The organism is Bacillus sp. B1-WWTP-T-0.5-Post-4 (assembly GCF_009183795.1).
GTDB lineage: Bacteria > Bacillota > Bacilli > Bacillales > Bacillaceae_G > Bacillus_A > Bacillus_A cereus.
In genome coordinates, this window is sequence record NZ_WEIJ01000003.1 from 479999 (window position 1) to 500562 (window position 20564).

A 20564-nucleotide genomic window follows, 5' to 3' on the forward strand; every position below is an offset into this window, starting at 1 on the left:
TTATTCCACCTCCGTCTCCATAATCATTTCATTTTCTAAAATATTTCCTTCTTCTTGCATACCAAACTGTACATTACGTTCAATCCATTTACGGCGCGGTTCTACTTTATCGCCCATTAATGTTGTAACGCGACGCTCTGCTCTTGCTGCATCATCAATTTTCACGCGAATTAATGTACGCGTTTCAGGATTCATTGTTGTTTCCCATAATTGATCCGCATTCATTTCACCAAGTCCTTTATAACGTTGTAACATATAGCCTTTTCCAACTTTTTTCGTTACACCGTCTAATTCCTCATCTGACCAAGCGTATTCAATTACCTCACTCTTACCTTTTCCTTTACTTACTTTGTATAAAGGAGGAAGTGCGATAAATACTTTACCAGCTTCGATAAGTGGCTTCATATATCTGTAGAAGAACGTTAATAACAATACTTGAATATGAGCCCCATCCGTATCGGCATCGGTCATAATTACAACTTTATCGTAGTTAATATCTTCAACATCAAATTCATTTCCTACACCGCCGCCAATCGCATAAATGATTGTATTAATCTCTTCATTTTTAAAGATATCAGCAAGCTTTGCTTTTTCTGTATTAATTACTTTACCACGTAACGGTAATACGGCCTGGAAACGTCGGTCTCGTCCTTGTTTCGCAGAACCACCGGCAGAGTCACCCTCTACTAGGTACAGTTCATTTTTTTGCGGGTTACGTGATTGTGCAGGTGTTAATTTCCCGCTTAACGTACCTTCTGATTTTTTCTTTTTCTTACCACTACGCGCTTCTTCTCTTGCTTTACGGGCTGCTTCACGGGCTTGTGCTGCTTTAATTGCTTTTCTCACAAGAAGTGTAGCTACATCAGGGTTTTCTTCTAAAAAGTATGCTAAATGCTCAGATACAATGGCATCAATTGAAGAACGCGCTTCACTTGTACCTAGTTTCCCCTTCGTTTGCCCTTCAAACTGAAGCACTTCTTCTGGTACACGTACCGAAACGATAGCCGCTACACCTTCACGAATATCTGTACCTTCTAAGTTTTTATCTTTTTCTTTTAATAGTGCTACTTTACGAGCATACTCGTTAAACACACGCGTCATCGCTGTTTTAAATCCAGCTTCGTGTGTTCCACCATCTTTTGTACGTACGTTATTTACAAACGAAAGAATATTTTCTGAGTAACCATCATTAAACTGGAATGCTAGTTCTGCTTCAATCCCGTTTTGTTCACCAGTGAAATATACAACCGGGTGAATTGAATCTTTTTCTTCGTTTAAATATGAAACGAAAGCTTCGATTCCTGTTTCATAATGAAATATATCTTCTAAATCATTACGTTCGTCTTTTATCGAGATTTTCATTCCTTTTAATAAGAATGCAGATTCACGTAATCTCTCACATAATGTTTCATAATTGTAATTTGTCGTGCTGAAAATCGTTGTATCTGGTTTGAAATGCATTGTCGTACCAGACTCTTTTGTTTTCCCGATTTTCTCTAACGTTGTTGCAGGAACGCCACCATTTTCAAAACGTTGTTCATAAATGTTACCATCACGCTTAATTGTTACTACTAACCATTCTGACAAAGCGTTTACAACTGATGCCCCAACACCGTGTAAACCACCACTCGTTTTATAGCCACCTTGACCAAACTTACCACCTGCATGAAGTACAGTTAAAATAACTTCAGGTGTAGGTTTCCCAAGTTTATGCATTCCCGTAGGCATTCCTCGCCCTTTATCTATAACGCTAATACTATTATCTTTATGTATTACGACTGAAATTTCGTCGCCAAATCCCGCTAACGCTTCGTCAACGGAGTTATCTACTATTTCATATACTAAATGATGCAATCCACGGCTATCCGTACTCCCGATATACATACCCGGGCGTTTTCGAACGGCTTCAAGTCCTTCTAACACTTGAATCGCATCTTCATTATATTGGAACTGATGCTTCGCCAAACTCCTTGCCCCTTTCCTAATCCAAAATCAGAACATATGTTTCTATTATAGAATAACGCCTCGACTATAGTTTTGGCAAGTTATCTTATCTCTTTTATATACCATCTTCAATAGAAAAATCCTTGTTTTCTCACAAGGATTCCTCTAGGCTACTATTTCAGAAAAATAATCGTTTGTCAACGAGAAATGGATATGTATTCCAAGATTACACATTCCAAACCTTTATTATGATCCAAATGATCAAGATCCAAAATGGGATTACAAATAACAATCCCCAAAAACAGCCTTTAAAAAATCTCATGATGAACACCTCGTTCATCGGCCCTACTTATCTATAATGAGGGCTGAATCAATCTTTCTACCTTTAAATCTATACTATTTTGTCATCGCATGTTCTACTTTAATACAACGATCCATTATTACAGTATAGTCTTTTTCTTTTAAAAGTTTATATGTCTCCTCATCTTGTACTCCTAATTGTGCCCAAAAAACATCTGCATCAATCTCTACAAATTCTTTTGCAACATCCATTAAAAACTCTGAGCGACGAAATACATTTACAATGTCAACGTGTTCCTTAATATCCTTTAGTGAAGAAACTGCCTTTTCTCCGAGCACCTCATCTACTGTTGGATTAACTGGAATAATGCGGTATCCAGCATCTTGCATTGCTTTTGAAACCATATACGATGTACGTTCTGGCTTATCTGATAATCCAACAACCGCAATTGTTTTGCTTTTCTTTAACACTTCACCAATTTCCGTACGAGTTGGGTTTTCAATTGTCATAATTAATCCCTCCTATTCCTTTAGTATAGCCGATAAAGAAAGTCTCTTTCAATATGAAAGAGACTTTCTTTTATTTCGATTATTGATTCTTTGTAGCTGAATTATCTGCTAAAGTAGCCGATTTCGTCATTTTTTGACCGTTACGGTAGAATGTAACTTCTACTTTCTCGCCTACTTTTTTCTTTTCATATAAATATTTACGGAATTGAAGAGCATTCTCTACTTTTTGATTATCTAATGCTACTACAATATCATATTGCTCTAAACCAGCTTTTTCAGCTGGTGATATTGGGTAAATTTTACCTAATACAACGCCGTTTGTTACTTCTTTCGGTACTTTCAATTGATTGACTGCATAAGCTTGCACATCTTCTAGTGAAACAACACCTACTCCAAGAGCTGGACGTTTTACTACTCCATCTTTTTCAAGAGATTCAATAACTGGTTTTGCGATGTTAATTGGAATAGCAAATCCAATTCCTTCAACTTCTTGTTGTGCAATTTTACTTGAATTAATCCCAATTATTTCACCATTTTGGTTAAATAATGCACCACCACTATTACCTGGATTAATCGCTGCATCCGTTTGAATAACTTGTGCTTGCCAATCTGGTCGTTTATCCCCATCAATATCAACCGGAATTTCGCGTTCTTTACTACTGATTATACCTTCCGTTACACTTCCATCAAATCCAAGTGGATTACCGATTGCAATGGCTTTTTCACCCGCACGAAGTTTACTTGAATCACCTAAAGTGGCAACTTTATTTACATTAGATCCATCAATTTCAACAACCGCTAAGTCTAACCAAGGGTCCTTACCAACTAATTTCGCATCAACTTGCTTTCCGTCGCTCAGCTTCACAGCAAGTTTATTTGCTCCATCTACTACGTGGTTGTTTGTTACAATATATGCTTTATTTCCTGCTTTTTTATAAATAACACCTGATCCTGAACCGGCTTGTTGTTCTTGACCTGTCGGTTGCATTGCAAATGGATCAACACTTTGTTGCATATTAATAACACCTACAACAACATCTTTCGCCCCTTCAATCATACCAGGTAAATCAGTTTCATTTTTCGCTTTATTTACAACAGGAACTACAGTACCTTCTACTTTTGAATCCGAACTAAATGATGATACTGGCGCTCCATTATTTTGAGCCCATGGCATATATGGTGCTGCAAAACTAATCGAAACCGCTCCGACTACAGCTCCCACTAAACCTGTGAAGAAATAGCCTTTTTTACTACCTGATTTTCTCACTTCTCTCGTTTCACTATGCTCTTCATTTAAATTTGGTCCGTCGTAATATCCCATGTTTTATTTCCCCTCTCTGGTGAATTCGTATTTTCAGTATAGTCACGTTTTGTGTCCTTCTTGTGAACTCATCGTGAAATCCAATTAAAAAAATACACTTATCTAACATTGTAGACAAAAAAAGTATTTTTTGTACATTTTACCTTCAAAAGAGAGTATAAAATTACCATTTCCCTAGGCTAAATTACACAAATCGTTCTAGATTATTCTTCAAATTTATAACCAACTCGAATAACAGTACCGATATGCTTCGCTTTATCTCCTAGCTTATTTCGAAGTTTTTTAATATGGGTATCAACCGTTCGGTCATCACCGTAATAGTCATATCCCCATAACTGGTCTAATAAATGTTGACGTGATAACACAATTCCTTTGTTCTCCATTAAATACACAAGAAGTTCAAATTCTTTATGTGTCAATATAATTTCTTCTCCATCTACTAAAACAGTTCTAGATAGACGATTCACTTCTATTCCAGCTAAAGACATAGCATTTTCTTCCGCTACTCCTACCGCACCATCCGCACGTTTCAATAACGTCTTTGCACGAGCTACTAATACTTTCGGGCTAAATGGTTTCGTTACATACTCATCTGCACCTAATTCGAAACCTAGCAATGTATCATCCTCATCCGAACGTGCTGTCAACATAATAATTGGTACTGCTGATTCTTTTCTAATTCTTCTACAAACAGACCATCCATCTATTTCCGGTAACATAATATCTAACATAATTAAATCAATTTCATGCTCTGCAAATAACTCTAACGCTTTTTTTCCATCTTCTGCTTCGATTACTTCAAAGCCTTCATTACGAAAATAATCACTAACAATTTCACGTAATCTTCTTTCATCTTCAACAAGCAATACCGTTTTGTTCATATAATCTATCCCGCCTTTTTACTCTTTCAATCGAATAATACGTTGATTGGAGCTTCCGCGAAATGGAAGTGTTAAATCTTTTTCCTCAATTTCAAACCTTCCATCGACTAAAACATCCCCATAATGTAACAACTCTATCATATCATTATTTTGAGAACTCTGTATCTCTTCTAACGTATAACCTGTATACATCCATAGGTTTTTTTTCAAATCTTTCACGATTTTTGCTACCATTTTCACTTCAGCAGCTTGAAAAAATGGATCTCCACCTGAAAATGTTACATCAGTTAATGGATTACTTGCAATCTCTTTCACAATTTCTTCTACTGTCATTTCCGTTCCGTTGCAAATATTCCACGATTTCGGATTGTGGCAACCAACGCAACGATGCGGACAGCCCGCAAAAAACACGACTGTCCGCAATCCTTCTCCATCTACTACACTATCATGAATAATATTCATCACTTTCATTTATGTTTCACCCGATCTATCTCTTCACTACGTTTCGCACTATTCCACTTTGACATATCTCCTACAAGATAGCCTGTTATACGGCGAATTCTTTCTATATTAGCCTCATCTTCATTCCCGCAACTTGGACATTCATTCCCAATAACCCCGTGATAACTACAGCACTTACAACGGTCAACAGGATGATTAATTGAACCGTATCCAACGCCATGTTCTGCCATGGCTTGTACAATTTGTTTTAATGCCTTTTTGTTATGCATTGCTGCTCCGTCTAGTTCAATATAAGTAATATGTCCCCCGTTACATAGAGCATGAAACGGGCCTTCTAAACGGATTTTATTTATCGCTTGAATGTTATAATAAACTGGAATATGGAATGAATTCGTATAGTAATTATGGTTCGTTATACCGCTAATCACGCCAAATTCTTTTCTATCTTTTTTCACAAACTTCCCTGATAATCCTTCTGCTGGAGTTGCAATTACTGAGAAATTCAGTTGATGTTCTTCTGTCGCTTTATCCATTCTATCTCTCATAAAGGAAATAATTTCATACCCAAGTTTCCATGATTCTTCATCTTCCCCATGATGCTTTCCTGTTAAAGCTACTAAACATTCCGCAAGACCGATAAAACCAATACTTAACGTCCCTTGTTTTAAAATCGAGGCTACGGAGTCTTCAGGCTGCAACGTTTCTCCACCACGCCATACACCTTGTGAATATAAAAACTGAAAATCTCTTGCTCGCTTCGTACATTGATACGCAAATCTTTCTAATAACTGCTTAATTCCTAAATCTAAATAATAGTTTAGCGCTTCAAAAAACGCTTCTTTTGAACCACTAATTAACGCTAATTTCACTAAATTAATAGACGTAAATGATAAATTCCCTCTACCAATCGCTGTTTCTTCTCCATGTATATTAGACATAACACGGGTACGACATCCCATGTAACATACTTCACTTTCTGGTCTTCCATCATAATGTACTGCATTAAACGGAGCATCTAAAAATGAAAAGTTAGGGAACAATCGTTCAGCCGTTGTCTCTAATGCTAATTCAAATAAATCGTAGTTCGGATCACTTTCTTCAAAATTCACACCTTTTTTCATCTTGAAAATTTGAATCGGAAAAATCGGTGTCTCCCCTTTACCAAGTCCAGCTTGTGTCGCTTTTAAAAGTTGTTTAATTAACATTCTTCCTTCTTTTGATGTATCTGTTCCATAATTAATAGAAATAAACGGTACTTGTCCTCCGCCCCTACTATGCATACTATTCGAATTATGAACGAAAGCCTCACACGCTTGATACGTATCATTTTCCGTTTCTTCCCATGCAAATTCTTCTATTTGTTCTTTCGTAAGCGGATATGATTGTAATCGTTTTTTATGTCTCTCAATTGTTTTTCGTACATAAGGTGCTAAATCAATATCAAAGAGTGCAAACGATTGACCACCATGCTGCATATTTTGATTCGCTTGAAAAATAATAGACGAAAGAGCCAATGCACTTTTAATGTCTTGCGGTTGTCTCATATGTCCATGTCCAGTATGAAAACCATTAGCAAGCATTTGCGCTAACGGAATTTGTGAACAAGTCGTCGTTCCTGTTGCATAAAAATCTAAATCATGTGGATATAATATATTTTCATTTATGGCTTTTTTCACTTGATCTGACAATAAATTCTCAACAGCATAATATTTTGCACTCTCAGATGCGAATGTTCCCATTACGCCCATTGGAGAGCGGCCGTCTACATTTGCATTTTCTTGCATCAAATCTTGTTCATTGCCGTGGACTATTGTCTCAAACACTTTCATTAATTCTTCTTCTCCACGTGTATTATTTTGTAACATTTATAACCCTCCACCAATATGTTGTTATCTTTTGATTAAAATGTTACTACATATAGTCTTACTGTTTCTGTGAGAAATGTAACATTACTGTGAAATTTTTTTCACGAAATAATGAATTTTTCATTTACAAAAAAGAAATGTGCTCTTTACAAATGTATGGTACAATATACGGGAAAAACTCTTTTTACCCTTTATCAACACATTTGAATAAAGGAGACTGAACTTATGGTTACTACATATCTTTTATTTATCGTTGCCTACTTACTTGGCTCGATTCCATTTGCACTAGTTGTTGGAAAAATCGGCTACGGAATCGATATTCGTGAGCACGGGAGCGGTAATCTAGGCGGAACAAACACATTCCGCACATTAGGGAAAAAAGCAGGTTTTACCGTTACAATTGCTGACATTTTAAAAGGGACATTAGCAACAAGTCTACCAATGATTTTCGGGTTAGATATTCATCCACTATGGTTCGGGTTAGCGGCTGTTCTTGGACATGTCTATCCAATCTTCGCGAAATTCCGCGGTGGTAAAGCAGTTGCAACTTCTGCTGGGGTGCTATTATGCTATTCACCAGTTGTTTTTGCAATATTGGCTGTTGTATTTTTCACCCTTTTATTTACAACAAGATACGTATCACTTTCTTCTATGGTAACAGCAGTTGTTGCTGTTATTGCATCCATTGTTAGCGGGGATAAAATCTTCATTATTGCGATGTGTTTATTAGCAGGTATGGTTATTTATAAACACCGTGCAAATATCGGACGAATTATAAATAAAACTGAACCAAAAGCAAACTTTTCAAAAAAGCAAAAATAAGATCGTAACCCACATAACGCAAAAAGAAAACGTGAAGCATATTAATAGCGTCTTTTTGCGTTATTTTTTATACTAAAGAAAAAGCAACATAATTTGGAGGAACTATACATGAATCTTTCCGTAACAAAAGAAGCAGCACAATGGTATAAAACTGAATTAAACTTACAATCAAATGAAACACTACGCTTTTTCGTACAATACGGTGGTTGCAGTACTGTGCAAAAAGGACTTTCTTTAGGTATTCGTAAAGATGATCCTGCACATCCTGCTGTTCAAATTCAAGAAGAAGGTATTAATTTCTTTATTGAAGGCGATGATGAATGGTTCTTCGATGGACATAATTTATCTGTTACACTTAACGAAGGTGACGACTTCCCACAATTTAATTATGAAAAATAAAAAAACGTGGCTTCTGCCACGCTTTTTTATTTTTTCTTAATTTCCTCATATTTCGCATACCACTCAGGATATAACTTTTTAAATGATACAGGGCGGAACCCTTCTTTTTTCGCACAAATATTCGTTGTGCTTGCAGTAATACACAGTTCACCATCACCATTATATATTTCATATCCATATACAACGCGAAGTGGGCTCACAGTATCTACCCATGTTTTTACGATTGCTTTTTCTCCGTAACGCATCGCTTTACGGTATGAAATTTGTAAATCTAACACAGGAGAAATAATTCCTTCTTTCTCCATTTCAACATATGAAAAACCTAAATCTTGTATAAGTTTCGTGCGACCTAACTCAAGCCACACTAAGTAGTTTGAATGGTAAACAACACCCATTTGATCTGTTTCCGCATAACGGATTTCAACTTCATGTTCTGCTACAAACATATGTATTCGCCTTCTTTCACTTCTGCTACCTTGCATACATTTAATCATAATACAGTGACATCAAAAATAAAATAAAAATAGTGAATCTTTTCCCGAAAGGAGCCAGCATATGATTCAAATTGTAACGGTTCGTAGTGGTGATAGCGTATATAGCTTGGCATCAAAATATGGATCAACACCTGACGAAATAGTAAAAGACAATGGATTAAATCCAGCTGAAACGCTCGTTGTTGGTCAGGCACTTATCGTTAATACGAAAGGGAATAATTATTATGTACAGCCTGGTGACAGCCTATATCGAATTTCTCAAACATATAATGTCCCCCTCGCTAGTTTAGCTAAAGTTAATAATTTATCTTTAAAATCTATTCTCCATGTCGGACAACAATTATATGTACCAAAAGGCACAAAACGAGCTGTAGAATCCATCGCTTATTTACAACCTTCAACTATACCGATTAAAGAGAGTTTAGTTAATGCGACACGCGCCATCAATCCATTTTTAACATACTTAGCCTATTTTAGTTTTGAGGCAAAAAGAGATGGCACATTAAAAGAACCTACTGAAACAGCTAAAATTGCTAATATTGCAACGCAAGGTAAAACAATCCCTATGCTCGTTATTACAAATATTGAAAATGGTAATTTCAGTGCCGATCTAACATCAGTTATTTTACGCGACGCAACGATTCAAAACAAATTTATTACTAACATTTTGCAAACAGCTCAAAAATATGGCATGCGAGACATTCATTTCGATTTCGAGAGTGTAGCACCTGAAGACCGCGAGGCGTATAATCGCTTTTTACGAAATGTAAAAACACGCTTACCTAGCGGGTACACATTGAGCACAACTCTCGTACCGAAAACAAGTTCAAATCAAAAGGGAAAATTTTTCGAAGCTCACGATTATAAAGCGCAAGGGCAAATTGTTGATTTCGTCGTCATTATGACATATGACTGGGGATGGCAAGGCGGTCCACCGATGGCGATTTCTCCTATCGGTCCAGTGAAAGAAGTACTTCAATATGCAAAATCTCAAATGCCTCCACAAAAAATTATGATGGGGCAAAATTTATACGGGTTTGATTGGAAGCTTCCATTTAAACAAGGAAATCCACCCGCAAAAGCAATTAGCTCTGTCGCAGCTGTTGCACTAGCTCGTAAATATAATGTCCCTATTCGTTATGATTTCACAGCCCAAGCTCCTCATTTTAATTATTTTGATGAAAACGGCGTGCAACACGAAGTTTGGTTTGAAGATTCACGGTCTGTTCAAAGTAAATTCAATTTAATGAAAGAACAAGGTATAGGTGGTATTAGTTACTGGAAAATCGGTTTACCATTCCCACAAAATTGGCGTTTACTCGTTGAAAATTTTACGATTACGAAAAAGGGCTGACAAAAGTCAGCCCTTTTTGTACATTTTGTTAAGATTCATCTTTGATTTCACTTTTTAATGAGTCAATACTTTCTAAACGTCTTTGATTTTTTGCTTCAATAGCAGCACGATCTTTTTCATTAGAAAGTTCCGCTGTTTCTTTTGCTTCATTAAAGTTATCAACTGTATTTTGCACCATTTCTTGTAACTTTTCAGCGTTGTCACTTCGATTATCTGGATTTGGCATGTACTTCCCTCCTAATATTGTATATACACACCATCTTAAATTACCTATCTTTCCTCAAATTTATACATAAAAAAGGAGAATGTAATATTCTCCTTTTCTTTAACCATTATCAACAATCGGTTGTTTACCTGTTTGATCTTGCATTTGCTTTCCTTTATTTCCACCAGCTTTTTTCGATTGTGTTCCAATATGATTTGGTGCAAAGTCTTTTGAATTTTTTTTCGGATTACCCATTACTATCGCCTCCTTAACACTAGTATCGTACTAGTGTTAAGAATTATTCAGCTTGCTTAAAAAGTTTCATTTCATAACGTTTTTCAATGCGCTCTTCAATGCGATCAATTGCATCACGATCGCTTAATAATTGTTGTTTATTTTCATTTACAAGTTCTTCAAACGATTTACGGCGACTTCTTCTCATGTTGTTCACCCTCTCTCCTTCGCTTTCTTATTACATAGTATGAGCAAACAAAAAACTCTTTAATCAGATTTGCAAGAAAATTTTATGTTTTAGTACTCCTAAAAAAACTCCGTGTACAATATATTGCACACGGAGTTTTTTATACCATAATATTTAAATACTCTTTCAACTTTTCATCTGCATTCATTTCATTTTCTTTATAATCATGAAGCGCCTGTAATACAAAATCATACTGCTCTAAAATATAACTTTCTAATTTCATAACATCCTCTAAGCTATTAAGCATAATTCTCGTATTACCAACTTCACTTTTTAACGCCGGTTCACATTTTAAACTTGTACATATTTCTTTCACATCTTCTTCTAATATCTCTGTTAATACATATTTCTTTCGCCCTTTTACCTTTACTCTCATAACTGGATAAAAAGCTTTTATATCTAAATAACTTCCTACATTCATACAACGTAGCCATTCTACATTACGTTTATTACGTGCAAGCATTTCTTTCACCGCTTCGTATACTACGATTTCATCAAGTGAGACCTTATTTACTTTTCTCTGTCCTTCTTCTTCAATAGCTGCACACTTTTGATAAACAGCAGCACACGTAATGCAATCGTCAAATGCATTATGAGAGCTTAAACGAATTCCAAGCATTCGCTTTAACGTTTCAAGTTTATGATTAGGCGCCTGCTTCATGTATTTCTTCGCTAAAAATACAGTATCAATTACTTTATTTTTAGGTTCAGGTAGCCCTAGCATATTTACATTACTTTTCAAAAAGCGCATATCAAAAGAAGCATTATGGGCCACAATAACATTTGTATGTAAAAATGCTAAAAATAAAGGTAATACCTCTTCAATCGTCGGTGCATCTGAAACACGATAATTGGTAATACCGGTTAAACTCGTTATTCGGACCGGAATTGGCCGCTCTGGATTCACGTATGAAACAAATTGATCTACCAGTTCATGATTACGATATTTCACCGCTGCAACTTGAATAATTTTATCATTATAAGGGTTAAATCCTGTTGTTTCAAAATCAATTACAACATAATCTAACGGTAAGGATACATTCCCCACTCCATACACTCCTTTATCTCTAAACGATTATATTTCTTACATCATATCATGAAGTTATTACTACTTGAAAAAGAAAAGGCAGAAATGGGAACTCTCCACCTCTACCTTTTCACCATTATTTTAATTTAGCAACCCTTTTCTCCATCTCTTTTTGCGTCATCGGCCCAATAAACTTATCTTGAATGACACCTTTTGTATCTATAAAATACGAAGTTGGAATCGTAATTACTTTATACGCTGTTGTCACATCAATGTTCTTGTCCAATAAAATAGGAAAAGTAATTCCTTTTTCTTTAGCAAAATTGCTTACCTTTTCTTCCCCCCCACCTTTTTCTGAAGGCGTATAGTTGATTGCTAAAATTTCTACGTTTTCTTTATGTTCTTTATAGAAAGCCTCCATATCCGGCATTTCTTGTTGGCAAGGTCCACACCACGTTGCCCAAAAGTTTAAAATCACTTTCTTTCCTTTTAAATCTGATAGCTTTACATTCGTTCCATCTAACTTCGTTAATTCGAAGTCTGGCGCACTCTTCCCTATTTCAATACCATTCCTTGCGATAATCTCTTTCATCGCAGCTTCACTTTTTTCTTGCTTCACTTTTACCGCCTGCTCTTTATTACCAAACTGTTCATAAGCTGCGTATCCCGCTAAACAAAGTAACACTACAATAATCGTAAGCTTCCGCCACATTTTATATCACCCTAACGTATTATCTTCTTTTAACACATTCATCAAAATACTATATACCTTATTTTAGCTTATACGGACAAGCTTGGAAATATTCAGAGTCGAAATAATTAGAATTTTTATAACTGTGATGAAATTTTTACCTTTCCATCATATAATTAGAAATAAATAGAATATTTTACAATGAAAGGAGCTCTCATGAATTTATTTGAAAAAATACTTCTATATATTCTTAGTTTTATATTTTCCCCAATCGGAATTATCACATGGATTATCTCACTATTTAGTAAAGACCCTGAAAAAAAACAAGTTGGACGTATTTGTCTCTATATCGCATTAATCTCATTTATCCTTTGGGCAGGCCTCGGCATTATTACTTTTTTCACGATGACTACCATTACTACTATAGAATAGTTATAGAAAGGATGATTATTTTGGGAGAACACCCTATCACCAAAGAGCTACGCTATATACGAATATGCTTAGTTATTTTAGTAATCGTTCTTTTATTTTTCAACAGTGAAAAAGTCGTTGAAATTTCTACAAATCATGATTCCATAGAAAATGTTCCCACCAGTAATATGACACAAATTGCGGAAAATACATTCGCTATTCAAGAATATAATCCATTACTAAGTAGCGAACATACAATTAAGATTTTCAAATATAATCCAGATACAAATCAACTTACTCTCGTCAAAGAAGTTAATTCTAGTGATCCGAATTCTTATACTTATCAACTTAATGAGAACGAATAAAGTGAAACTTTAATCAGCCCTCACCAATCGGGCTGCCCGGCAAATAGCTGAATAAAGATAAGGGCATTACATATCTCTTATCTTTTTGTTTGCAACTCTTTGTACAATGAGTTGCAATTTAATAATTCTCTAGGATTCCCACATTCCACAATAGTCCCATTCTTTATGACAACAACACAATCTGCTATCATCGCTCTCTCTACAGCATGTGTTGCCACAATTCTCGTTACATCTCTTCCTATCCCTTCAATCATATTCCAAACCAGTTCTTGATTGCCTGGATCTAACCCAGCCGTCGGTTCATCTAAAATAATAAGAGTTGGATTTGATACAATCGCTCGCAATAATTCTATACGTTTCGTTTGTAATATACGTTGACTCGCTTTTGAACTTATATAATCAAATAAAAGATTGTTCGCCCACATTAAAAAGCGACTACCCGCAAACAAAGCTATATATAAATACGCACCTTTTAGCTCTCTTTGAATAAGATTGTCTACAATTAATCCCATGAAAATTGGGCGTGATAAATTTAAAATGGCAGCAATTATCCCACTACATACAGCTGCTATTACTAATATTTTCTCTTGTCGTAACGGCAACAATATTCTTTTATACTCTGTCATGACGTTTCCTCCATTTTTATAGTAAAAAGAAAGGGATGAAACCAAATGGTTTCATCCCTTTCCATAAAATAAGGAAGCTAACTATTGTTAGCTTCCTTATTGTTCATTTCAATTATTTAGTTCGACACTTTTGATTCTTCAATTTTCTCACGAAGAACCATTTGCAGAATACCACCGTGACGGTAGTAATCAATTTCAACTTCACTATCGAAACGAGCTACTACTTCAAATTGTTTTTCGTTGCCATCTAAATCAGTTGCAACTACTTTTACAAGATCACGTGGTCTAACTGATTTGTCGATTTGAATTTCAAATGACTCGTTACCAACAAGACCTAACGTTTCAGCACTTTCGCCATCTTTAAATTGAAGTGGTAATACACCCATTAACACTAAGTTACTGCGGTGAATACGTTCGAAGCTTTCTGCGATTACTGCTTTAATACCTAATAAGTTAGTACCTTTCGCAGCCCAGTCACGAGAACTTCCCATACCATAATCTTTACCAGCAACAACTAGAAGACCTGTGCCATCTTCTTTATATTTCATAGCAGCATCATAGATTGATGTTACTTCACCAGTCGGCCAGTATGTTGTATATCCGCCTTCTGTTCCTGGTGCAATTTGGTTTTTAATACGGATGTTCGCGAATGTACCACGCATCATAACTTCATGGTTACCACGACGAGAACCGTAAGAGTTAAAGTCAACTGGTTGTACGCCGTTTTCTAATAAGTAGCGTCCAGCTGGTGTGTGCTTACCGATTGAACCTGCTGGTGAAATGTGGTCTGTCGTTACAGAGTCACCAAATTTACCAACTACGCGTAAGCCTGATAACGTTTCAACTTCACCTGGTTCTTTAGATAAACCTTCAAAGAATGGTGGATTTTGAATGTATGTTGAATCATTATCCCAAGTATATAAAGCTTCGTTTGAAGTTTGGATTTCATTCCAACGCTCATTGCTATTAAATACTTGTGCATATTCTTTCTTGAACAGCTCAGATGTAACAACGCTTTGAACTACATCTTCAATTTCTTTAGCTGATGGCCAAATATCGTTGAAGTAAACAGCATTACCATTTGCATCTTTACCGATTTCATCATTTTTCAGGTCAATATCAACAGTACCTGCAAGTGCATATGCCACAACAAGTGGTGGTGATGCTAAGTAGTTCGCTTTTACAAGTGGATGAATACGACCTTCAAAGTTACGGTTACCAGATAAAACAGATGTTACTAATAAGTCGTTTGCTGCGATTGCTTCTTCTAATTCTGGCGCTAATGGACCAGAGTTACCGATACAAGTCGTACAGCCGTAACCAACTGTTTGGAAACCTAATTGATCTAAATATGTTGTTAAACCAGACTTATCTAAGTACTCTGTAACAACTTTAGATCCTGGTGCTAATGATGTTTTTACGTACTCAGGTACTACAAGGCCTTTTTCAATTGCTTTTTTCGCAACCAAACCTGCTCCAATTAATACGTATGGGTTTGATGTATTTGTACAGCTTGTAATTGCTGCGATTGCAATTGCACCTGTTTTCATCGTTACTTCTTTATCTTCTAATGTAACCTTCACTTCTTTATCGAACTCTTGCTCATTAAATCCAAGTCCTTGTGTTCCAACTGGTGCTACAACAGCTTTGTGGAACGCATCTTTCATATCTGAAAGTGGAATTAAATCTTGTGGGCGTTTCGGTCCAGAAAGGTTAGATTCAATTGTATTTAAATCAATTTCAACAAGATCAGTATAGATTGGATCTTTACTGTCTGCTGTATAGAATAAACCGTTCGCTTTACAGTATTCTTCAACAACGCGAATTTGTTCTTCATCTCTACCTGTTAAACGTAAGTATTCTAATGAAATATCATCGATTGGGAAGAATCCACAAGTTGCGCCGTATTCTGGTGCCATATTTGAAATTGTTGCACGGTCAGCTAAAGGCATGCTCTTTAGTCCATTACCGAAGAACTCAACAAATTTACCAACTACACCTTTTTGACGTAATACTTGTGTTACTTTTAATGCAACGTCTGTCGCTGTAGTACCACTTGGAAGTGTACCAGTTAATTTCACACCGATTACTTCAGGTACTGGGAAGTATGAAGGCTGTCCAAGCATTCCTGCTTCTGCTTCAATACCACCAACGCCCCATCCAAGAACGCCGATACCGTTAATCATTGTTGTATGTGAGTCTGTTCCAACTAATGAATCTGGGTATGCAACTAAGTCACCTTCAGCATTTTTCACAGCATGAACAACTGGTGCTAAATATTCAAGGTTTACTTGGTGTACAATACCTGTAGCTGGTGGAACCGCACGGTAGTTATCAAATGATTTCTGTGCCCAGCTTAAAAATTTATAACGTTCTTCATTACGTTTAAACTCTAAGTCCATGTTGAATGCAAGCGCGTCTGCCGTACCCGCTCTATCAACCTGTACAGAGTGATCAATTACAAGGTCTACAGTAATTTCAGGATTAATTTTGTCAGGATCTCCGCCCATGTCTGCCATTGCTTTACGAAGCGAAGCCAAATCAACAACAGCTGGAACACCAGTGAAATCTTGTAAAATTACACGAGATGGTTTAAATGGAACATCGATATCTTGCACATCTTTCGTTCCCCATTTCGCTAAATTTGTAACATGCTCTTCTGTGATTACACGTCCGTCTACTTGACGAAGTACTGATTCAAGTAAAACTTTCACGGAATATGGTAATTGAGATACGTTGCCAACCCCTGCGTTTTCAAGCGCTTTCAAATCATAATAATGATACGTTTTTCCATCTACTTCAAAAGTGGCGCGTGATTGAAATGGATTATGTTTGACCATTATGTTTCCCCCCTGTTAAACGTGACTAAGTTGTCTGAATATAAAATGTAGACAAACTTTTCAATACCTTACGATAATATCTTATTACAACTTTCTAAATAAGTAAATAATAAGAAACTTATAGATTATCATAAGTTTTCTTTATGTTTCTAAATTTGAATAGTGTTCATGTTCCTTATGAATACTATTACCATAAAGTAAAGTGCTCTATTAGCGCTTTCTTTACAGTTCATACATACTATGAACTGCTCATCATGCAACTTACAAAAAAAGTTATAGAGGTGAAATAAAATGGGTAAAAGAAAAGCAAATCATACTATTTCAGGAATGAATGCGGCATCTGCACAAGGACAAGGTGCTGGTTATAACGAAGAGTTTGCAAATGAAAACTTAACTGCTGCAGAACGACAAAATAATAAGAAACGCAAAAAGAACCAGTAACGAAAAATCCCAAAAGGAGCATTCACCTTTTGGGATTTTTTCTAATGTTTATAACGTAACAATTCCGAAACCGTTACAAATCGATAGCCCTGCTTTTTCAGCTCAGGTAAAATTTTTGCTAGTGCTGCTACCGTTTGACTACGATCATTTCCTCCATCATGTAACAATACAATATCGCCACTTTTAGCATTTTTCACTACATGATTTACAATGGATTCAACCCCTGGATTTGCCCAATCACGTGGATCTTGATGCCACGACCATAGAACAGTTTGATAACCAGCTTCTTTCGCTGTTTTAAATACAGCGTCGTTAATATATCCGCCAGGAGGACGGAATAACAAAGGTTCTTTCACCCATTTTTCAAAAAATTTCTTTCCATCTAAAATATCATTTTCTAATTTTTCATCTGATGAATTACTCGCATACAAATGATTCATCGTATGATTTCCAATTTCATGTCCCTCTTTTAACACTTGTTTCACTAAATATGGATTGCGCTGAACTCGAAATCCAATCATAAAAAATGTCGCTTCAGCCTTATATTGACGTAATAAATCTAAAACTTGTGGTGTATACGTTGGATCTGGTCCATCATCAAATGTAATTGCAATAATTTTTTCATTATTAGGTACTTCCCATGTTACATAACCAGTTGGTTCTAACTCTTTTCTGAGCAACATTTTCGCTTCCACTTTTTCCACTTGAAATATATGTACTGCACATAGCAAAGAAAAAACTAATAGAAAAATTTTCTGTTTTAGCATAACGTTTACTAAAGCAGCAAGGTTGTCGAATAAACAACAACCTCATTTACTTTTCTAATCGATCTACATTTCGCATTATATTTTGGAGATTATTTTCATATTGCTCAAGTTGTGGACGTTGTGTTTCTGAAGCTACCTCTAGTGCATTTTGAATTTGTTCATATGCTTCCTGAACCTCTTGGCGTAATTCTTTTAAATCATGACCGTAGTTTGGATCATTTTTCACAATGTTGTTAAATGCATTTTCTGCTTGTGTAACGCCTTGCTGCGCTGCTTGAAACGCTTGTTGTTTATCTTTATGATATGGCATTATATAATCCCCTTTCTGTAATAGTTAGTCCCAATTATCTTTACCTTTTTTTCTAAAAACATTCTCGTATAAATTTGCAAACTTCTCTCATTCTAAAGAGGAAGAGGAGGTGTCACATACAATGGGAAAAAACAATCGTGAAGCGAAAGAAAAAAAAGGACAACCTGAACCATTAAGCGGATCTCATAAAGTAAAAAACCGTAACCATTCACGCCAAAAACATCATGCGCATCATGATATGTAAAACAAAAAGTGCACACTAGCTATCTTTTCCACATACAATGTTTATATTTTTCCATTTATTCTTCACCCCTAATTCATTCATGCATAACATAGTATGAATTGAGATTTTACGGAGGGTGTCTTACATGGGCAAGAAAAAGAAGGATTGTCTTTTTCATGTTGATGGTTTCGAAGAATGGATGGATCAATTTTGTTCTGACTCTTGTAGTAACTTTAGTTTCCCAAATCAAATTCATATTGACCTTTGCGAAACGGAACAAGAATACATTTTGGAAACAGATGTACCAAATGTAACTGAACAAAATGTAGTCATTAAAAAGATGAAGACAGGCCTAACCATTTGCATACTTCATAATAATATTTCTTTACAGCGGATCATTCCTTTACCCGATAATATTATTTATAAGAAGATGCTAGCCTGCTTAGAAAATGGATATTTAGCCATTCATATTTCCAAAAATGAAGTTGCTGATAAGCATGAAAAGAAAGTTCTTTTTTCAAATTAAGAGTTAATATAATACACACTAAGCCCCAGTTGGTTACTGGGGCTTATGTTATTTCGCATGCATTTCTATATTAGAATTTCTATCATATCTTTTTTTCGATAAACCTTTTGTAACTAAAAGCACAGGAAATGCCACCGTTGAAAATATAGCTAATGCTGAAAATACCGCAAACCCATTTTGGTACCCGTAGTAATCGAGAAGTACTCCTCCAAACCACGGACCTATTACTGCTCCAATTCCCGAAAAACCCATCGCACCGAAGTATGTTCCTTTTAGATGCGCAACAGCAATATCATCAATAAATACATCCGTCATCGAAAACATTAAGACTTCTCCAATTGTAAACATAATTGTACAAACGGCAGCACCTAGCATAGATTCTACTATTCCAAAGCCAAATAATCCCCCGCTCACAAATAAAGTCCCAACCATAATTGATGTTAACGGTGTATACTTTTTGCACATTTGAATAACAGGGTATTGGATAATCACTACAACAATTGCATTTAAAGCGAGCATATATGAGAATAGCTTCACCCCATCCTCAAATATATGTGCATTTGCAAAATATTGAGATACTGTCGTCGTTAAATGTGAAAAACCGCAATTACTCAAAATAATACCGACTAAAGCAACTAAAAATACTATATCTTTTCGCAATATACGCATTGCATTTAACATTGTAACAGGTTTTTCTGTACTCACTTTCTTTTTTTCCATTGGATACTTCTTAAATTGGAACGCTAATATAGCTGTATATAGAATATATACCCCAGCTGCTACTAAAAAAGGAATTGTTGATTTTGCACTTCCAATCTGTAATCCAACAATTGGTCCAATAGCAACTCCAACATTTATTGCACCGTATCGTAAGTTATAGACGAGTAACCGATACTCAGGCTTTGTTAAATCTGATAATAATGCTCTTGATGTTGGCTCAAAAAACGACCTACATAATCCATTTAAAGCGTTTAATAAAAAGAAACTTAAAACATGATCCGCAAGTGAAAAACCTATAAACACAAAAATCCAAACGATCATGGACCAGAGCATAATTGTTTTCCGGCCAAATCGATCTGATAAATTCCCTCCGATAAAACTAGCAAAAACACCAACAAGTGCACTCGTTCCGATAATAGCACCAGTCATTCCAGCTGATACACCTTTAACAGTCGTTAAATAAATCGCTAAAAAAGGGATACTCATTGAAGTTGCAAACCTAGCAAACAATGTCCCTAAAATAATACTCATTCCAAGCGGATGAATATGCTGTAACTTCCCCTTCATCGTTAAACCTAC

Annotated in this window: 25 protein-coding genes; 8 read left to right on the top strand and 17 right to left on the bottom strand. The window is 35.8% G+C overall.

All coding sequences use genetic code 11. The annotated features are described in order from the left end of the window. The 6 genes from parE to GBN91_RS13110 form a co-directional block, all read right to left on the bottom strand. Nucleotides 1-1965: a DNA topoisomerase IV subunit B gene (parE, locus tag GBN91_RS13085; RefSeq protein WP_001062194.1), complete on the bottom strand. Its 1965-nt coding sequence runs from the start codon at nucleotides 1963-1965 to the stop codon at nucleotides 1-3. A gap of 375 nt (nucleotides 1966-2340) precedes the next feature. Further along, nucleotides 2341-2754 (bottom strand): CoA-binding protein, encoded by a 414-nt coding sequence (locus GBN91_RS13090; protein ID WP_044306934.1) that lies wholly within the window; start codon nucleotides 2752-2754, stop codon nucleotides 2341-2343. Between the two features lie 79 nt (nucleotides 2755-2833). Then, on the bottom strand, nucleotides 2834-4075 hold the full coding sequence (locus GBN91_RS13095) for a S1C family serine protease (RefSeq protein WP_000542646.1): 1242 nt from the start codon (nucleotides 4073-4075) through the stop codon (nucleotides 2834-2836). Nucleotides 4076-4278: 203 nt separating this feature from the next. Beyond that, a complete protein-coding gene (locus GBN91_RS13100; RefSeq protein ID WP_001044679.1) occupies nucleotides 4279-4956 on the bottom strand; it encodes a response regulator transcription factor in 678 nt (225 codons plus the stop codon). 18 nt (nucleotides 4957-4974) lie between these two features. Further along, nucleotides 4975-5427 (bottom strand): anaerobic ribonucleoside-triphosphate reductase activating protein, encoded by a 453-nt coding sequence (gene nrdG, locus GBN91_RS13105; protein WP_000867081.1) that lies wholly within the window; start codon nucleotides 5425-5427, stop codon nucleotides 4975-4977. Continuing rightward, nucleotides 5424-7283: an anaerobic ribonucleoside triphosphate reductase gene (locus GBN91_RS13110; RefSeq protein ID WP_000940063.1), complete on the bottom strand. Its 1860-nt coding sequence runs from the start codon at nucleotides 7281-7283 to the stop codon at nucleotides 5424-5426. Before GBN91_RS13110 ends, nrdG begins: the two co-directional genes overlap by 4 nt. A 225-nt stretch (nucleotides 7284-7508) precedes the next feature. On the opposite strand from GBN91_RS13110, the gene plsY reads away from it, so the two are divergent. Together plsY and GBN91_RS13120 are read left to right on the top strand one after the other, a co-directional pair. Further along, nucleotides 7509-8105 carry a glycerol-3-phosphate 1-O-acyltransferase PlsY gene (gene plsY / locus GBN91_RS13115; RefSeq protein WP_000258974.1) on the top strand — a complete coding sequence of 199 codons (597 nt, stop codon included), beginning with the start codon at nucleotides 7509-7511 and terminating at the stop codon, nucleotides 8103-8105. Nucleotides 8106-8213: 108 nt separating this feature from the next. Beyond that, entirely contained in the window at nucleotides 8214-8504 is a 291-nt protein-coding gene (locus GBN91_RS13120; RefSeq protein WP_001054455.1) for a HesB/YadR/YfhF family protein, read from the top strand. A 26-nt stretch (nucleotides 8505-8530) separates the two neighbouring features. Here GBN91_RS13120 and GBN91_RS13125 read toward each other — a convergent pair whose 3' ends face one another. Then, nucleotides 8531-8950, bottom strand: coding sequence for an acyl-CoA thioesterase (locus GBN91_RS13125; RefSeq protein WP_000495812.1), 420 nt, complete (start codon nucleotides 8948-8950; stop codon nucleotides 8531-8533). A 109-nt stretch (nucleotides 8951-9059) separates the two neighbouring features. Between GBN91_RS13125 and GBN91_RS13130 the strand changes: the two genes are divergently transcribed. Beyond that, complete coding sequence (locus GBN91_RS13130; protein WP_000614858.1) at nucleotides 9060-10352, top strand: glycoside hydrolase family 18 protein; 1293 nt, start codon at nucleotides 9060-9062, stop codon at nucleotides 10350-10352. A gap of 28 nt (nucleotides 10353-10380) precedes the next feature. Here the strand turns inward: GBN91_RS13130 and tlp are convergent, their stop codons facing one another. The 5 genes from tlp to GBN91_RS13155 form a co-directional block, all read right to left on the bottom strand. Then, the gene (tlp, locus tag GBN91_RS13135) at nucleotides 10381-10578 is read right to left on the bottom strand and encodes a small acid-soluble spore protein Tlp (protein WP_001133511.1); all 198 of its coding nucleotides are present in this window, start codon (nucleotides 10576-10578) and stop codon (nucleotides 10381-10383) included. A 99-nt stretch (nucleotides 10579-10677) separates the two neighbouring features. Beyond that, nucleotides 10678-10812 carry an acid-soluble spore protein SspN gene (gene sspN, locus GBN91_RS13140; protein WP_000527987.1) on the bottom strand — a complete coding sequence of 45 codons (135 nt, stop codon included), beginning with the start codon at nucleotides 10810-10812 and terminating at the stop codon, nucleotides 10678-10680. Between the two features lie 43 nt (nucleotides 10813-10855). Next, nucleotides 10856-10999 carry an FbpB family small basic protein gene (locus tag GBN91_RS13145; RefSeq protein WP_001254699.1) on the bottom strand — a complete coding sequence of 48 codons (144 nt, stop codon included), beginning with the start codon at nucleotides 10997-10999 and terminating at the stop codon, nucleotides 10856-10858. 139 nt (nucleotides 11000-11138) lie between these two features. Further along, nucleotides 11139-12086, bottom strand: a complete 948-nt coding sequence (locus tag GBN91_RS13150; protein ID WP_152121595.1) for a 3'-5' exonuclease — start codon at nucleotides 12084-12086, stop codon at nucleotides 11139-11141. Nucleotides 12087-12201: 115 nt separating this feature from the next. Then, nucleotides 12202-12777: a redoxin domain-containing protein gene (locus GBN91_RS13155; protein WP_000269083.1), complete on the bottom strand. Its 576-nt coding sequence runs from the start codon at nucleotides 12775-12777 to the stop codon at nucleotides 12202-12204. Between the two features lie 195 nt (nucleotides 12778-12972). Between GBN91_RS13155 and GBN91_RS13160 the strand changes: the two genes are divergently transcribed. Together GBN91_RS13160 and GBN91_RS29575 are read left to right on the top strand one after the other, a co-directional pair. After that, a complete protein-coding gene (locus GBN91_RS13160; RefSeq protein ID WP_001047912.1) occupies nucleotides 12973-13188 on the top strand; it encodes a hypothetical protein in 216 nt (71 codons plus the stop codon). Between the two features lie 11 nt (nucleotides 13189-13199). Beyond that, nucleotides 13200-13532, top strand: coding sequence for a YmzC family protein (locus GBN91_RS29575; RefSeq protein ID WP_074555548.1), 333 nt, complete (start codon nucleotides 13200-13202; stop codon nucleotides 13530-13532). Between the two features lie 77 nt (nucleotides 13533-13609). Here GBN91_RS29575 and GBN91_RS13170 read toward each other — a convergent pair whose 3' ends face one another. Both GBN91_RS13170 and acnA read right to left on the bottom strand, forming a co-directional pair. After that, nucleotides 13610-14158, bottom strand: a complete 549-nt coding sequence (locus GBN91_RS13170) for a hypothetical protein (protein ID WP_044306936.1) — start codon at nucleotides 14156-14158, stop codon at nucleotides 13610-13612. Nucleotides 14159-14274: 116 nt separating this feature from the next. Continuing rightward, on the bottom strand, nucleotides 14275-16998 hold the full coding sequence (gene acnA, locus GBN91_RS13175; RefSeq protein WP_000238564.1) for an aconitate hydratase AcnA: 2724 nt from the start codon (nucleotides 16996-16998) through the stop codon (nucleotides 14275-14277). 291 nt (nucleotides 16999-17289) lie between these two features. Between acnA and sspO the strand changes: the two genes are divergently transcribed. Then, nucleotides 17290-17439: an acid-soluble spore protein SspO gene (gene sspO / locus GBN91_RS13180; RefSeq protein ID WP_000518051.1), complete on the top strand. Its 150-nt coding sequence runs from the start codon at nucleotides 17290-17292 to the stop codon at nucleotides 17437-17439. A 41-nt stretch (nucleotides 17440-17480) separates the two neighbouring features. Here sspO and pdaB read toward each other — a convergent pair whose 3' ends face one another. Continuing rightward, the gene (gene pdaB / locus GBN91_RS13185) at nucleotides 17481-18206 is read right to left on the bottom strand and encodes a polysaccharide deacetylase family sporulation protein PdaB (RefSeq protein ID WP_061665781.1); all 726 of its coding nucleotides are present in this window, start codon (nucleotides 18204-18206) and stop codon (nucleotides 17481-17483) included. Between the two features lie 46 nt (nucleotides 18207-18252). Next, entirely contained in the window at nucleotides 18253-18516 is a 264-nt protein-coding gene (locus tag GBN91_RS13190) for a hypothetical protein (protein ID WP_001146296.1), read from the bottom strand. Between the two features lie 121 nt (nucleotides 18517-18637). Between GBN91_RS13190 and GBN91_RS13195 the strand changes: the two genes are divergently transcribed. After that, entirely contained in the window at nucleotides 18638-18760 is a 123-nt protein-coding gene (locus GBN91_RS13195) for a small acid-soluble spore protein P (RefSeq protein ID WP_000517649.1), read from the top strand. A 124-nt stretch (nucleotides 18761-18884) separates the two neighbouring features. Continuing rightward, the gene (locus GBN91_RS13200; protein WP_000516748.1) at nucleotides 18885-19265 is read left to right on the top strand and encodes an Hsp20/alpha crystallin family protein; all 381 of its coding nucleotides are present in this window, start codon (nucleotides 18885-18887) and stop codon (nucleotides 19263-19265) included. 48 nt (nucleotides 19266-19313) lie between these two features. Here the strand turns inward: GBN91_RS13200 and GBN91_RS13205 are convergent, their stop codons facing one another. Then, complete coding sequence (locus tag GBN91_RS13205; RefSeq protein WP_152121596.1) at nucleotides 19314-20552, bottom strand: MDR family MFS transporter; 1239 nt, start codon at nucleotides 20550-20552, stop codon at nucleotides 19314-19316. Between the last annotated feature and the right edge of the window lie 12 nt (nucleotides 20553-20564).

What these genes read in the sequence shown, in the direction of transcription:
- GBN91_RS13170 (WP_044306936.1), bottom strand. Translation starts at nt 14,158, where the DNA reads ATGACAGAGTATAAAAGAATATTGTTGCCGTTACGACAAGAGAAAATA.
- GBN91_RS13130 (WP_000614858.1), top strand. Translation starts at nt 9,060, where the DNA reads ATGATTCAAATTGTAACGGTTCGTAGTGGTGATAGCGTATATAGCTTG.
- GBN91_RS13155 (WP_000269083.1), bottom strand. Translation starts at nt 12,777, where the DNA reads ATGTGGCGGAAGCTTACGATTATTGTAGTGTTACTTTGTTTAGCGGGA.
- nrdG (WP_000867081.1), bottom strand. Translation starts at nt 5,427, where the DNA reads ATGAAAGTGATGAATATTATTCATGATAGTGTAGTAGATGGAGAAGGA.
- pdaB (WP_061665781.1), bottom strand. Translation starts at nt 18,206, where the DNA reads ATGCTAAAACAGAAAATTTTTCTATTAGTTTTTTCTTTGCTATGTGCA.
- GBN91_RS13100 (WP_001044679.1), bottom strand. Translation starts at nt 4,956, where the DNA reads ATGAACAAAACGGTATTGCTTGTTGAAGATGAAAGAAGATTACGTGAA.
- sspO (WP_000518051.1), top strand. Translation starts at nt 17,290, where the DNA reads ATGGGTAAAAGAAAAGCAAATCATACTATTTCAGGAATGAATGCGGCA.
- tlp (WP_001133511.1), bottom strand. Translation starts at nt 10,578, where the DNA reads ATGCCAAATCCAGATAATCGAAGTGACAACGCTGAAAAGTTACAAGAA.
- sspN (WP_000527987.1), bottom strand. Translation starts at nt 10,812, where the DNA reads ATGGGTAATCCGAAAAAAAATTCAAAAGACTTTGCACCAAATCATATT.
- GBN91_RS13145 (WP_001254699.1), bottom strand. Translation starts at nt 10,999, where the DNA reads ATGAGAAGAAGTCGCCGTAAATCGTTTGAAGAACTTGTAAATGAAAAT.
- GBN91_RS13195 (WP_000517649.1), top strand. Translation starts at nt 18,638, where the DNA reads ATGGGAAAAAACAATCGTGAAGCGAAAGAAAAAAAAGGACAACCTGAA.
- GBN91_RS29575 (WP_074555548.1), top strand. Translation starts at nt 13,200, where the DNA reads ATGATTATTTTGGGAGAACACCCTATCACCAAAGAGCTACGCTATATA.
- GBN91_RS13090 (WP_044306934.1), bottom strand. Translation starts at nt 2,754, where the DNA reads ATGACAATTGAAAACCCAACTCGTACGGAAATTGGTGAAGTGTTAAAG.
- GBN91_RS13205 (WP_152121596.1), bottom strand. Translation starts at nt 20,552, where the DNA reads ATGAAGGGGAAGTTACAGCATATTCATCCGCTTGGAATGAGTATTATT.
- GBN91_RS13190 (WP_001146296.1), bottom strand. Translation starts at nt 18,516, where the DNA reads ATGCCATATCATAAAGATAAACAACAAGCGTTTCAAGCAGCGCAGCAA.
- GBN91_RS13200 (WP_000516748.1), top strand. Translation starts at nt 18,885, where the DNA reads ATGGGCAAGAAAAAGAAGGATTGTCTTTTTCATGTTGATGGTTTCGAA.
- GBN91_RS13095 (WP_000542646.1), bottom strand. Translation starts at nt 4,075, where the DNA reads ATGGGATATTACGACGGACCAAATTTAAATGAAGAGCATAGTGAAACG.
- acnA (WP_000238564.1), bottom strand. Translation starts at nt 16,998, where the DNA reads ATGGTCAAACATAATCCATTTCAATCACGCGCCACTTTTGAAGTAGAT.
- GBN91_RS13110 (WP_000940063.1), bottom strand. Translation starts at nt 7,283, where the DNA reads ATGTTACAAAATAATACACGTGGAGAAGAAGAATTAATGAAAGTGTTT.
- GBN91_RS13120 (WP_001054455.1), top strand. Translation starts at nt 8,214, where the DNA reads ATGAATCTTTCCGTAACAAAAGAAGCAGCACAATGGTATAAAACTGAA.
- GBN91_RS13160 (WP_001047912.1), top strand. Translation starts at nt 12,973, where the DNA reads ATGAATTTATTTGAAAAAATACTTCTATATATTCTTAGTTTTATATTT.
- GBN91_RS13125 (WP_000495812.1), bottom strand. Translation starts at nt 8,950, where the DNA reads ATGTTTGTAGCAGAACATGAAGTTGAAATCCGTTATGCGGAAACAGAT.
- plsY (WP_000258974.1), top strand. Translation starts at nt 7,509, where the DNA reads ATGGTTACTACATATCTTTTATTTATCGTTGCCTACTTACTTGGCTCG.